Genomic DNA, 13,040 nt, shown 5'->3' with positions numbered 1-13,040 from the left:
ACGTACGCCGGTGGCCTGGGTTAACGTGCGGGAACCGGATGCGAACGGGGGGACGTATGCAGGGCACGACCGTGTGCCGCGTGGGTCTGGTGCTCGCGGCGGCGACCACGCTGACGGGGGTGGCCGCCTGCACCTCCCCGGGGTCCACCGACGGCCCCGGCAAGGACGACCGGGCCGCGCACGAAAGGTCCGTCGCGGCCCTGCGCTCCGCCGAGCGCGCCACTCGGCGGGCCGAGTCCGCCCGGGTCGAGTCCACGACGACCATGGGCTCGCTGATGTCCATGACCGCCGACGGCACCCTCGGCTGGGGCGACGGCGTCACCGGCACCCTGACCATCACCTACACCGGTGGCACCCTGGCCGACACCATGCGCCGGCTCGGCAGTACCTCCATGGAGGCCCGCTACCTGCCGGACGCCTACTACGCGCGCATGGGCGAGAAGTTCGCCGAGCAGGCCGGCGGCAAACACTGGATCCGGTACGCCTACGAGGACCTGGAAGCCCTCGCCGGGGGCTCCGGCGCCCACCTCGGCGACCAGATGCGCACCACCACGCCGAACCAGTCCGTGAAGCTACTGCTGGCCTCGGGCGACGTCCGAAAGGTCGGCGAGGAGTCCGTGCGCGGCCGGCCCGCCACGCACTATTCCGGCACCGTGGCCGCCGCGGACGTCACCGACGCCGCCCTGAAGAAGCAGCTCACCGAGGCCGGCGTGACCAGTGAGACCGTCGACGTCTGGATCGACGAGCGGAACCTGCTGGCCAAGAAGGTGGAGAAGGCGCGGATGACCACGGGCCTGATGACCCAGACCGCGCACTACGGCGACTACGGCGTGCGGGTCCGGGCCCAGCGGCCCCCGTTGTCCGACACCGGGGACTTCGAGGAACTGATGCGGAAGAAGGCCGGTACGTCCTGAGGTCCCCGTGAATCCGCATAGATCGCGTCCCTCAAGGGCGGGAAGGCGGACACCCGAGAGCGGCGCGAGAAGAGCATCAAACAGTACGAGAAGCTGAGCGTCGGCAAGCTCACGATGGACATGACCATCACCTTCCGCCTCGCCGGCCAAGGACGTCGCCGACCTCGCCGACTTGTTCAAGGAACTCGACGCGAGCTGATCCGTCGTACGGGCGGATTTGCTTGACGGCGATCCGTTCCCGTACTCTCCTACAGAAGCCAAAGACCGCTGGTCGTTACCGCGCGCTCGCATGAGGGCGCGGTGGCCGAAGGATCCGCTGAACGGCGGACGACCCGCGCAGGTGACACTGGAGAAGCTCCCGGAGTCCGCCGCCCCGTGCGTGCGTGCAACCGGTCGAGCTGCGCCCCGTGCCTCTGCGCCGGGGCGTTTCGTTTTCCCCAGTCCTCCTTCGGGTCCGCGCGGTCCGAATCACCCGGAAGGAGGCCGAGGCTCATGGCGAGGCCTGACAAGGTCGATGCCGTCGAGGAGATGCGGGACAAGTTCCGCAACTCGAACGGCGCCGTCGTCACCGCGTACACCGGTCTCACCGTCTCGCAGCTCCAGCAGCTGCGTCGTTCACTCGGTGAGAACGCTAACTACCGTGTGGCGAAGAACACCCTGACCAAGATTGCGGCCAACGAGGCCGGGATCACCTCGATCGACGACCTGTTCACGGGTTCGTCGGCCGTCGCCTTCGTGACCGGTGACCCGGTCGAGGCGGCGAAGGGTCTGCGTGACTTCGCCAAGGACAACCCCAACCTGGTCATCAAGGGCGGCGTCCTTGACGGCAAGGCGTTGTCCGCCGATGAGATCAAGAAGCTTGCGGACCTCGAGTCCCGCGAGGTTCTGCTCTCCAAGCTGGCCGGTGCCATGAAGGGCAAGCAGTCCCAGGCTGCCTCTGTCTTCCAGGCGCTGCCGTCGAAGCTCGTCCGCACCGTGGACGCGCTCCGTGCCAAGCAGGACGAGCAGGGCGGTGCCGAGTAACTCGGCTCGCATCCCGGCCGCCGCTGCCTGAACGCGGAGGCCGTCGCGGGCCACACGTACGCCCGCCTCACCAGTACATCCGGCACCTGCCGATTTAGTGGAAGGACCGCCATCATGGCGAAGCTCAGCCAGGAAGACCTGCTCGCGCAGTTCGAGGAGATGACCCTCATCGAGCTCTCCGAGTTCGTGAAGGCGTTCGAGGAGAAGTTCGACGTCACCGCCGCCGCTGCCGCGCCGGTCGTCGTCGCCGGTGGTGCCGCTGGTGGCGCCGCCGCCGAGGCCGCTGAGGAGAAGGACGAGTTCGACGTCGTCCTCACCGGCGCCGGTGACAAGAAGATCCAGGTCATCAAGGTCGTGCGCGAGCTGACCTCCCTGGGCCTGAAGGAGGCCAAGGACCTGGTCGACGGTGCGCCGAAGCCGGTTCTGGAGAAGGTCAACAAGGAGGCCGCCGACAAGGCGAAGGAGTCCCTCGAGGGCGCCGGTGCCTCCGTCGAGGTCAAGTAAGACCTCCCGGATCCGTCAGGATCCACGACACGTCCCACTGGGCGTGTAACGCGTAAGCGCGGAAGAGCGATCATCCATCCGGGTGGTCGCTCTTCGGCGTTTCCGGGGTCCGGCCACGGTTGCCTTGCACCCTCTGTGACGGGGGGTATGGTGATCTTCGTCGTGACTCTGGGCCGGCCCCGGTTCGGGCAGGGGGGCCTTGACGAACCGCACGCAGCGCGCAATTCTCAGGACGCGTCGTCACAAGGATCCGAATCCGAGGTATGGATCGGCGACGAAGAGGGCAGTATCAACGTGCGTTGAGGGCAGCGCCTTGTCGCAGGAGTGGAACAACGAGGGTGAACACGGGTTTCAGAACCCGGACTGGACATCAGTGTGCCGTGTGGCTACACTGACCCTTTGCGCTGCCTGTTAGCTGTCCCCTGCCCGTCACCAGGGGTTCGCCCTCGCTCGAGCATCGAGACAAGACCACGTCCGACCAGGCCTTTCGGCCGGATCGGCACAGCTTGTCTCCGTGTACGGGAGAGGGGCCGGTACGCGCGTAGTGAGTCCGAGCCCTCGGAAGGACCCCCTCTTGGCCGCCTCGCGCAATGCCTCGACCGCGAATACGAACAACGCCGCCAGCACCGCCCCGCTGCGCATCTCTTTTGCAAAGATCAAGGAGCCTCTCGAGGTTCCGAACCTGCTCGCGCTGCAGACCGAGAGCTTCGACTGGCTGCTCGGTAACACGGCCTGGCAGAGTCGGGTCGAGGAGGCTCTGGAGAACGGTCAGGACGTCCCCACCAAGTCCGGGCTCGAGGAGATCTTCGAGGAGATCTCCCCGATCGAGGACTTCAGCGGGTCGATGTCGCTGACCTTCCGCGACCACCGCTTCGAGCCGCCCAAGAACTCGATCGACGAGTGCAAGGAGCGCGACTTCACGTACGCGGCCCCGCTCTTCGTCACCGCCGAGTTCACCAACAACGAGACCGGCGAGATCAAGTCCCAGACGGTCTTCATGGGCGACTTCCCGCTCATGACGAACAAGGGCACCTTCGTCATCAACGGCACCGAGCGTGTCGTGGTGTCGCAGCTCGTCCGTTCGCCCGGTGTCTACTTCGACTCCTCCATCGACAAGACGTCCGACAAGGACATCTTCTCCGCGAAGATCATCCCGTCCCGGGGTGCCTGGCTGGAGATGGAGATCGACAAGCGCGACATGGTCGGTGTCCGCATCGACCGCAAGCGCAAGCAGTCCGTCACCGTCCTGCTCAAGGCGCTCGGCTGGACCACCGAGCAGATCCTCGAGGAGTTCGGCGAGTACGAGTCCATGCGCGCCACCCTGGAGAAGGACCACACCCAGGGCCAGGACGACGCGCTGCTCGACATCTACCGCAAGCTGCGTCCGGGCGAGCCCCCCACGCGTGAGGCCGCGCAGACGCTGCTCGAGAACCTCTACTTCAACCCCAAGCGCTACGACCTGGCCAAGGTCGGCCGCTACAAGGTCAACAAGAAGCTGGGTGCGGACGCTCCGCTGGACGCGGGCATCCTGACCGTCGAGGACATCATCTCGACGATCAAGTACCTGGTGAAGCTGCACGCGGGCGAGACCGAGACGGTCGGCGACAGCGGTACGAACATCGTCGTCGAGACCGACGACATCGACCACTTCGGCAACCGTCGCCTGCGCAGCGTCGGCGAGCTCATCCAGAACCAGGTCCGTACGGGTCTGGCGCGTATGGAGCGTGTCGTCCGCGAGCGGATGACGACCCAGGACGTCGAGGCGATCACGCCGCAGACCCTGATCAACATCCGGCCGGTCGTCGCCTCCATCAAGGAGTTCTTCGGCACCAGCCAGCTGTCGCAGTTCATGGACCAGAACAACCCGCTGTCGGGTCTGACGCACAAGCGGCGTCTCTCCGCGCTCGGCCCGGGTGGTCTGTCCCGTGAGCGGGCCGGCTTCGAGGTCCGTGACGTGCACCCCTCGCACTACGGCCGCATGTGCCCGATCGAGACCCCTGAAGGCCCGAACATCGGTCTGATCGGTTCGCTCGCCTCCTACGGCCGGGTCAACGCGTTCGGTTTCGTCGAGACCCCCTACCGCAAGGTGTTCGAGGGCCAGGTCACCGACGAGGTCGACTACCTGACCGCCGACGAGGAGGACCGCTTCGTCATCGCGCAGGCCAACGCGCCGTTGACGGACGACCTCCGCTTCGCCGAGGCCCGCGTGCTGGTCCGGCGCAAGGGCGGCGAGGTCGACTACGTCACCGGCGAGGACGTGGACTACATGGACGTCTCGCCGCGCCAGATGGTGTCGGTCGCGACCGCCATGATCCCCTTCCTCGAGCACGACGACGCCAACCGTGCCCTCATGGGCGCGAACATGATGCGTCAGGCCGTACCGCTGATCAAGTCCGAGTCCCCGCTCGTCGGCACCGGCATGGAGTACCGCTCCGCGGTCGACGCCGGCGACGTGGTCAAGGCCGAGAAGGCCGGTGTGGTCCAGGAGGTCTCCGCGGACTACATCACCACCGCCAACGACGACGGCACGTACATCACGTACCGCCTGGCCAAGTTCGCCCGCTCCAACCAGGGCACCTCGGTCAACCAGAAGGTCATCGTCGCCGAGGGCGACCGGATCATCGAGGGCCAGGTCCTCGCCGACGGTCCGGCCACCCAGCAGGGCGAGATGGCGCTGGGCAAGAACCTGCTCGTGGCGTTCATGCCGTGGGAGGGTCACAACTACGAGGACGCGATCATCCTGTCGCAGCGCCTCGTGCAGGACGACGTCCTCTCCTCGATCCACATCGAGGAGCACGAGGTCGACGCCCGTGACACCAAGCTCGGCCCCGAGGAGATCACCCGGGACATCCCGAACGTCTCCGAGGAGGTCCTCGCCGACCTCGACGAGCGCGGCATCATCCGCATCGGTGCCGAGGTCATCGCCGGTGACATCCTCGTCGGCAAGGTCACGCCCAAGGGTGAGACCGAGCTGACGCCCGAGGAGCGCCTGCTGCGCGCGATCTTCGGTGAGAAGGCCCGTGAGGTCCGTGACACCTCGCTGAAGGTGCCGCACGGCGAGACCGGCAAGGTCATCGGTGTGCGCGTCTTCGACCGCGAAGAGGGCGACGAGCTTCCCCCCGGTGTGAACCAGCTGGTGCGCGTCTACGTCGCGCAGAAGCGCAAGATCACCGACGGTGACAAGCTCGCCGGCCGGCACGGCAACAAGGGCGTCATCTCGAAGATCCTGCCGATCGAGGACATGCCGTTCCTGGAGGACGGCACCCCGGTCGACATCATCCTCAACCCGCTCGGTGTCCCGTCCCGAATGAACCCGGGACAGGTTCTGGAAATCCACCTCGGCTGGCTCGCCAGCCAGGGCTGGGACGTCTCCGGTCTCGCCGACGAGTGGGCGCAGCGCCTGCAGGCCATCGACGCCGACCAGGTCCCGCCGCGGACCAACGTCGCGACGCCGGTCTTCGACGGTGCCCGCGAGGACGAGCTGGCCGGTCTGCTGGAGCACACCATCCCGAACCGCGACGGCGAGCGCATGGTGCTCCCGTCCGGCAAGGCGCGGCTGTTCGACGGCCGCTCCGGTGAGCCGTTCCCGGAGCCGATCTCGGTCGGCTACATGTACATCCTCAAGCTGCACCACCTGGTCGACGACAAGCTGCACGCCCGTTCGACCGGTCCGTACTCCATGATCACCCAGCAGCCGCTGGGTGGTAAGGCCCAGTTCGGTGGCCAGCGGTTCGGCGAGATGGAGGTGTGGGCACTCGAGGCGTACGGCGCCGCCTACGCGCTCCAGGAACTGCTGACCATCAAGTCCGACGACGTCACCGGCCGCGTGAAGGTCTACGAGGCCATCGTCAAGGGCGAGAACATCCCCGAGCCCGGCATCCCCGAGTCCTTCAAGGTGCTCATCAAGGAGATGCAGTCTCTCTGCCTGAACGTGGAGGTGCTGTCCAGCGACGGTATGTCCATCGAGATGCGTGACACCGACGAGGACGTCTTCCGCGCTGCGGAGGAGCTCGGCATCGACCTGTCCCGGCGCGAGCCGAGCAGCGTCGAAGAGGTCTGACGGGAGTCCGGCGGACCTTGGGAGACCAAGGTCCGTCGGCCCCAGGACCCCCGTATCAGACCAAAGACTTACAACCCTGAGAGGGATTGACGCATAGTGCTCGACGTCAACTTCTTCGACGAGCTCCGGATCGGTCTGGCTACCGCTGACGACATCCGTCAGTGGAGCCACGGCGAGGTCAAGAAGCCCGAGACCATCAACTACCGCACGCTCAAGCCCGAAAAGGACGGACTCTTCTGCGAGAAGATCTTCGGTCCGACCCGGGACTGGGAGTGCTACTGCGGCAAGTACAAGCGTGTCCGCTTCAAGGGCATCATCTGTGAGCGCTGTGGCGTCGAGGTCACGCGCGCCAAGGTGCGCCGTGAGCGGATGGGCCACATCGAGCTCGCCGCGCCCGTCACGCACATCTGGTACTTCAAGGGCGTCCCGTCGCGGCTGGGTTACCTGCTCGACCTCGCCCCGAAGGACCTGGAGAAGGTCATCTACTTCGCGGCGTACATGATCACGTACGTCGACGAGGAGCGCCGTACGCGCGACCTGCCCTCGCTGGAGGCCCACGTCTCCGTCGAGCGCCAGCAGATCGAGCAGCGCCGCGACGCCGACCTGGAGGCCCGCGCCAAGAAGCTCGAGACCGACCTGGCCGAGCTGGAGGCCGAGGGCGCCAAGGCCGACGTGCGCCGCAAGGTGCGCGAGGGTGCCGAGCGCGAGATGAAGCAGCTGCGCGACCGTGCGCAGCGCGAGATCGACCGGCTCGACGAGGTGTGGAACCGGTTCAAGAACCTCAAGGTCCAGGACCTCGAGGGCGACGAGCTGCTCTACCGCGAGCTGCGCGACCGCTTCGGCACGTACTTCGACGGTTCGATGGGTGCTGCGGCGCTGCAGAAGCGCCTGGAGTCCTTCGACCTCGACGAGGAGGCCGAGCGTCTCCGCGAGATCATCCGTACCGGCAAGGGCCAGAAGAAGACCCGTGCGCTCAAGCGCCTGAAGGTCGTCTCCGCGTTCCTGCAGACCAGCAACAGCCCCAAGGGCATGGTGCTCGACTGCGTGCCGGTCATCCCGCCGGACCTTCGCCCGATGGTGCAGCTGGACGGTGGCCGCTTCGCGACCTCCGACCTGAACGACCTGTACCGCCGTGTGATCAACCGGAACAACCGCCTGAAGCGGCTTCTCGACCTCGGCGCGCCCGAGATCATCGTGAACAACGAGAAGCGCATGCTCCAGGAGGCCGTCGACGCGCTGTTCGACAACGGCCGCCGTGGTCGTCCCGTCACGGGTCCCGGTAACCGCCCGCTGAAGTCCCTCAGCGACATGCTGAAGGGTAAGCAGGGTCGCTTCCGTCAGAACCTGCTCGGTAAGCGTGTGGACTACTCCGCGCGTTCCGTGATCGTCGTCGGTCCGCAGCTGAAGCTGCACCAGTGCGGTCTGCCGAAGGCGATGGCGCTGGAGCTCTTCAAGCCGTTCGTGATGAAGCGCCTGGTCGACCTGAACCACGCGCAGAACATCAAGAGCGCCAAGCGCATGGTCGAGCGCGGCCGCACGGTCGTGTACGACGTGCTGGAAGAGGTCATCGCGGAGCACCCGGTTCTGCTGAACCGTGCGCCCACGCTGCACCGCCTCGGCATCCAGGCCTTCGAGCCGCAGCTGGTCGAGGGCAAGGCCATTCAGATCCACCCGCTCGTCTGCACCGCGTTCAACGCGGACTTCGACGGTGACCAGATGGCCGTGCACCTGCCGCTGTCCGCGGAGGCGCAGGCCGAGGCCCGCATCCTGATGCTGTCCTCGAACAACATCCTCAAGCCCGCCGACGGCCGTCCGGTGACGATGCCGACCCAGGACATGGTCCTCGGTCTGTTCTTCCTCACCACCGACGGCGAGATGCGCGACCTCAAGGGCGAGGGCCGTTCCTTCGCCTCGGTCGCCGAGGCGATCATGGCCTTCGACGCGGGCGAGCTGTCGCTCCAGTCGAGGATCGACGTCCGCTTCCCGGTCGGCACCATCCCGCCGCGTGGCTGGACCCCGCCGGCGCGTGAGGAGGGTGAGCCCGAGTGGCAGCAGGGTGACAGCTTCCGGCTGAACACCACCCTGGGCCGTGCGCTCTTCAACGAGCTGCTGCCCGAGGACTACCCGTTCGTCGACTACGAGGTCGGCAAGAAGCAGCTCTCCGAGATCGTCAACGACCTCGCCGAGCGCTACCCGAAGGTCATCGTGGCGGCGACGCTCGACAACCTGAAGGCGGCCGGCTTCTTCTGGGCGACCCGCTCCGGCGTCACCGTGGCCATCTCCGACGTCGTCGTTCCCGAGGCGAAGAAGGAGATCGTCCGCGGGTACGAGGCGCAGGACGAGAAGGTCCAGAAGCAGTACGAGCGCGGTCTGATCACCAAGGACGAGCGCACGCAGGAGCTCATCGCGATCTGGACCAAGGCGACCAACGAGGTCGCCGAGGCGATGAACGACAACTTCCCGAAGACCAACCCGATCTTCATGATGGTGAACTCGGGTGCACGAGGCAACATGATGCAGATGCGTCAGATCGCCGGTATGCGTGGTCTGGTGTCGAACGCGAAGAACGAGACGATCCCGCGTCCCATTAAGGCCTCCTTCCGTGAGGGCCTGTCCGTGCTGGAGTACTTCATCTCCACGCACGGTGCCCGTAAGGGTCTGGCGGACACCGCTCTGCGTACCGCCGACTCGGGTTACCTCACCCGTCGTCTGGTCGACGTCTCCCAGGACGTCATCATTCGCGAGGAGGACTGCGGCACCGAGCGCGGTCTGCGTCTGAAGATCGCCGGCCGGAACGCCGAGGGCACGCTGCTCAAGGCGGAGGACGCCGAGACGTCCGTGTACGCGCGCTGCCTCGCCGAGGACATCGTGGTCGACGGCAAGGTGCTGGCCCCGGCCGGTACCGACCTCGGCGACGTGCTCATCGACGAGCTGGTCCGCCACGGCGTCGAGGAGGTCAAGACCCGCTCGGTCCTGACCTGCGAGTCCGCCGTCGGCACCTGCGCGATGTGCTACGGCCGTTCGCTGGCCACCGGCAAGCTGGTCGACATCGGTGAGGCGGTCGGCATCATCGCCGCCCAGTCCATCGGTGAGCCCGGTACCCAGCTGACGATGCGTACCTTCCACACCGGTGGTGTGGCCGGTGACGACATCACCCAGGGTCTGCCGCGTGTCGTCGAGCTCTTCGAGGCCCGTACCCCGAAGGGTGTCGCCCCGATCTCCGAGGCCTCCGGCCGCGTCCGGATCGAGGAGACCGAGAAGACCAAGAAGATCGTCATCACGCCGGACGACGGCAGCGACGAGACGGCGTACCCGATCTCGAAGCGCGCCCGACTCCTGGTCAGCGAGGGCGAGCACGTCGAGGTGGGCCAGAAGCTCACCGTGGGTGCCACCAACCCGCACGACGTGCTGCGCATCCTGGGTCAGCGTGCCGTCCAGGTCCACCTGGTCGGCGAGGTCCAGAAGGTCTACAACTCGCAGGGTGTGTCGATCCACGACAAGCACATCGAGATCATCATCCGGCAGATGCTCCGCCGCGTGACGATCATCGAGTCCGGCGACGCCGAGCTGCTGCCCGGCGAGCTGGTCGAGCGCTCGAAGTTCGAGACCGAGAACCGTCGTGTGGTCCAGGAGGGCGGTCACCCGGCCTCCGGTCGTCCGCAGCTGATGGGTATCACCAAGGCCTCGCTGGCGACGGAATCCTGGCTGTCGGCCGCCTCCTTCCAGGAGACGACCCGAGTCCTGACGGACGCGGCGATCAACGCCAAGTCCGACAGCCTCATCGGCCTCAAGGAGAACGTCATCATCGGTAAGCTCATCCCGGCCGGTACGGGTCTGTCCCGCTACCGCAACATCCGGGTCGAGCCGACCGAGGAGGCCAAGGCCGCGATGTACTCGGCCGTCGGCTACGACGACATCGACTACTCGCCGTTCGGCACGGGCTCCGGCCAGGCTGTGCCGCTGGAGGACTACGACTACGGTCCGTACAACCAGTAAGCGAGTCGCTTGAGCCGGAGGGCGGTCACCTTGGGGTGGCCGCCCTCCGGCGTTTCAGTGCCGGCTCTCCAGATGCGCCTGTAAGCGATGGAGCCGGGTGTGGACATCGGGATGGGAGTCGAGCAGCCGCGCGATCACCCCCTCCTTCGTGAAGGCGGCACCCAGCGCGGCGGCCGGGACGCGAGGGGACTCCTCCCGGTCGCACTCCTGGTGCAGTACGGCCATCAGCTGGGGCGCGAAGCCGAGGCCCGCGGCATGCTCGTCGGCCCGGAGCTCTGAGCGCCGGGACACGGCGGCCACCAGATACGGCGTGGCCAGCGGCAGGAAGATCAGCCCGTACGTGGCGGTCGCCAGTGCGACCACGGCCGCGCCGGACACGCCGATCACCACAGCGGCCACACCTGTCGGGAGCCGGTCCAGCCGGGTGGCCAGCCGCAGCAGCAGACGCCAGGCGAGCCGGGCCGGCAGCGCGTACCAGAGGGACAGCAGGGAGGCCCACGCGTGTCCCCGCGTGTGGTGACCCAGCTCGTGGGCGAGGACACCGGCGAGTTGCCCGGGCGTCAGTGTCCGCAGCGAGTGACTGGTCACGCCGACGATGTGACCGGCCGCCGCCATGGCGTTGACCGCGTCGCTTTCCTCGATCCACAGCTGGTAGACGCCTGCGTCCACTCCGGCCCGGGCGGTCACCTCGCGCCAGACGGGCCGCAGCCGCCCGTCCTCCTCCGGGGTGGGGTAGCGCAGTCTGAACAGCCACCGGGCCATGAGCCGCTCGCACGGCCGGTGGAAGACCAGCGTTCCGCTCACGACCCAGCAGCCGAAGAGAAGCCACCACGGCAGATTGCTCGGGTAGGACAGGGCGTACGACACGACGAAGACGACGGCCAGACTGGCCGCCACGTGGGGAAGGTGCAGCGCCAGCGAGCCGATGGCGGTGATGTCCGTCCCGCGCTGCCGAGCGGCTATGTGGACGCGGCCGGGGCGGCGGGGGAGGTCGCCGTGGTCCGGTGGGGACGTGGTCATGGGACTTCCTTTCCGTGCGGGGCAGAGAGCGGCGAGGTTCAGGCGAGGAGCATCGATCCGGGGAACAGCACGGTCGCGCAGCCGAACGAGATCAGTCCGGTCCGGATCCAGAAGTGCTTGCGGGCGGCGATGCCGCTTGTCTCGGCGAGGGCGAGCAAGACGCCACGGACGGGGTCGCGGCCCGTCTCGACGAGGGCCGCGCTCAGCCGGCCGGTTTGTGCGGCTCGTCGTACGTCGCCGAAGTAGGTGAGCGGTCGGCCGGGCGTCCAGCGGTTGCTTCGGTAGCGGGGCATGACCGCCAGCAGGAGGGCGAACAGCGCGACGACCAAGGACACCGCCCCGGCCCACCACAGCAGAGCGGCGGGCATGGGGAGCTGAGCGGGACTCCACCCGCGGTCGGTCAGCAGCGCGGCCAGCACGCCCGCCGAGATGCCGAGCGCGCCGACCAGAACGGTGGCCTTCGCGTCGGCGCGGGCGATCTCGCCGCGGAGGTCGGCGAGCAGCTGGGCGCCCGCGCGCATCTCCGGATCGTCCGGTGGGTTCATGTGCCGGACTCCGGCTCGTCCTCGGGCGGGGTGGACGGGTCCGTGGTCCGCAGGATGGCCTTCATCCGCTCGGCGATGAGCTTGTGGGGCTCATCGAGCTGGTAGCCCTCCAGTTGCTTGTTCTCCAAGGCTTGGTTGATCAGGCTCACTTGGGTGTCCAGCAGCCGGTTCTGGCCTGCCTGGAGGTGGTCCAGGACGAGCTTTGTCTCGTCGGGGTGGTACGCCAGGTGCAGGGCGAGCGCGGCGGTGCCGCCCCTGGCCAAGGTGAGTTCGTAGAACCTGATCTGTTCGGCCCTGCGCTCGGCCTCGTACGACTCGCGAAGCAGGGCCGCCGCGTGCTCCGGTTTCGCGGCCTCCAGTTCGTGCCGAGCGGTGCGCAGGCGGGCCTGGTGGGAACGCTCGGTGGCGTCGTGGCGCAGGCGTACGGAGCAGGTGACGTGCAGGCCCTGGGCCTGGCCGAGCCAGGTCGCGTCCCGCACCGCCTGCTGTACGGCCTGCTCCGCCTCGGGCCCGGCCTCGATGGGATGGCGGCGGCCGGCGGCACGCATCAGCGGCAGCAGCTCACGTGTGAGCAGGCCGGGCACGTCCCGCTCCTGGCTGCGGACGAACAGCGCCGGATGGGCGACCCGCCAGCCCACGTCGGCGGTGACCTCGAACTCGAAGCTGTCCACCAGGCTGGGCAGGGGCACATTCAGCTGGAAGGCGTGCGGGTCCGTATCCACCTCGTACACAGCGATGTAGCGCCGCACGGATGTCGGACGGTCGGGCGGCCGGAAGGTCTCGTACGCCCCCTTTCGTGTCACGCAGACCAGGGCGTGGTCGATGCGCCCGGTGAAACGCCGGCCCCCGAGGTGGAAGCGCGGGAGCTGCCAGACGGTGCGGACGGGGTCCGCGTCGGTATGAGGGGCTGCGGGGGGCTGGGGCTGCTGCTGGAACCAGTCCAGTTGCTCTTGCTCGGGATGTTCCATGGTTGGCCTC

8 protein-coding genes are annotated in these 13,040 nt (G+C 67.5%); 5 read left to right on the top strand and 3 right to left on the bottom strand.

The window, feature by feature from the left end; genetic code table 11:
* Positions 1 to 56: 56 nt before the first annotated feature.
* The 5 genes from ACZ6TU_RS03210 to ACZ6TU_RS03190 all read left to right on the top strand — a co-directional run bounded on the left by ACZ6TU_RS03210 (position 57) and on the right by ACZ6TU_RS03190 (position 10,497).
* Positions 57 to 914 carry an SCO4651 family lipoprotein gene (locus tag ACZ6TU_RS03210; protein ID WP_467672092.1) on the top strand — a complete coding sequence of 286 codons (858 nt, stop codon included), beginning with the start codon at positions 57 to 59 and terminating at the stop codon, positions 912 to 914.
* Between the two features lie 492 nt (positions 915 to 1,406).
* Positions 1,407 to 1,937 carry a 50S ribosomal protein L10 gene (gene rplJ, locus ACZ6TU_RS03205; protein ID WP_274818423.1) on the top strand — a complete coding sequence of 177 codons (531 nt, stop codon included), beginning with the start codon at positions 1,407 to 1,409 and terminating at the stop codon, positions 1,935 to 1,937.
* 114 nt (positions 1,938 to 2,051) lie between these two features.
* Positions 2,052 to 2,441, top strand: a complete 390-nt coding sequence (gene rplL, locus ACZ6TU_RS03200) for a 50S ribosomal protein L7/L12 (RefSeq protein ID WP_003992329.1) — start codon at positions 2,052 to 2,054, stop codon at positions 2,439 to 2,441.
* Positions 2,442 to 3,015: 574 nt separating this feature from the next.
* On the top strand, positions 3,016 to 6,501 hold the full coding sequence (gene rpoB / locus ACZ6TU_RS03195) for a DNA-directed RNA polymerase subunit beta (protein ID WP_467672090.1): 3,486 nt from the start codon (positions 3,016 to 3,018) through the stop codon (positions 6,499 to 6,501).
* Positions 6,502 to 6,597: 96 nt separating this feature from the next.
* Positions 6,598 to 10,497: a DNA-directed RNA polymerase subunit beta' gene (locus tag ACZ6TU_RS03190; RefSeq protein ID WP_467672088.1), complete on the top strand. Its 3,900-nt coding sequence runs from the start codon at positions 6,598 to 6,600 to the stop codon at positions 10,495 to 10,497.
* Positions 10,498 to 10,551: 54 nt separating this feature from the next.
* Here the strand turns inward: ACZ6TU_RS03190 and ACZ6TU_RS03185 are convergent, their stop codons facing one another.
* From ACZ6TU_RS03185 to ACZ6TU_RS03175, 3 genes are read right to left on the bottom strand one after another with little or no spacing between them, the layout of a single operon-like run.
* Positions 10,552 to 11,517 (bottom strand): M48 family metalloprotease, encoded by a 966-nt coding sequence (locus ACZ6TU_RS03185; RefSeq protein ID WP_467672086.1) that lies wholly within the window; start codon positions 11,515 to 11,517, stop codon positions 10,552 to 10,554.
* 38 nt (positions 11,518 to 11,555) lie between these two features.
* Positions 11,556 to 12,062, bottom strand: a complete 507-nt coding sequence (locus ACZ6TU_RS03180) for a Pycsar system effector family protein (protein ID WP_467672084.1) — start codon at positions 12,060 to 12,062, stop codon at positions 11,556 to 11,558.
* Positions 12,059 to 13,030, bottom strand: coding sequence for a hypothetical protein (locus ACZ6TU_RS03175; RefSeq protein ID WP_467672082.1), 972 nt, complete (start codon positions 13,028 to 13,030; stop codon positions 12,059 to 12,061). Before ACZ6TU_RS03175 ends, ACZ6TU_RS03180 begins: the two co-directional genes overlap by 4 nt.
* Positions 13,031 to 13,040: the final 10 nt, after the last annotated feature.

This window comes from Streptomyces sp. NPDC052064 (assembly GCF_055585925.1).
This window is presented reverse-complemented; position numbering and strand designations above follow the sequence as displayed.

What these genes read in the sequence shown, in the direction of transcription:
- ACZ6TU_RS03210 (WP_467672092.1), top strand. Translation starts at nt 57, where the DNA reads ATGCAGGGCACGACCGTGTGCCGCGTGGGTCTGGTGCTCGCGGCGGCG.
- rplJ (WP_274818423.1), top strand. Translation starts at nt 1,407, where the DNA reads ATGGCGAGGCCTGACAAGGTCGATGCCGTCGAGGAGATGCGGGACAAG.
- rplL (WP_003992329.1), top strand. Translation starts at nt 2,052, where the DNA reads ATGGCGAAGCTCAGCCAGGAAGACCTGCTCGCGCAGTTCGAGGAGATG.
- ACZ6TU_RS03185 (WP_467672086.1), bottom strand. Translation starts at nt 11,517, where the DNA reads ATGACCACGTCCCCACCGGACCACGGCGACCTCCCCCGCCGCCCCGGC.
- ACZ6TU_RS03180 (WP_467672084.1), bottom strand. Translation starts at nt 12,062, where the DNA reads ATGAACCCACCGGACGATCCGGAGATGCGCGCGGGCGCCCAGCTGCTC.
- ACZ6TU_RS03175 (WP_467672082.1), bottom strand. Translation starts at nt 13,030, where the DNA reads ATGGAACATCCCGAGCAAGAGCAACTGGACTGGTTCCAGCAGCAGCCC.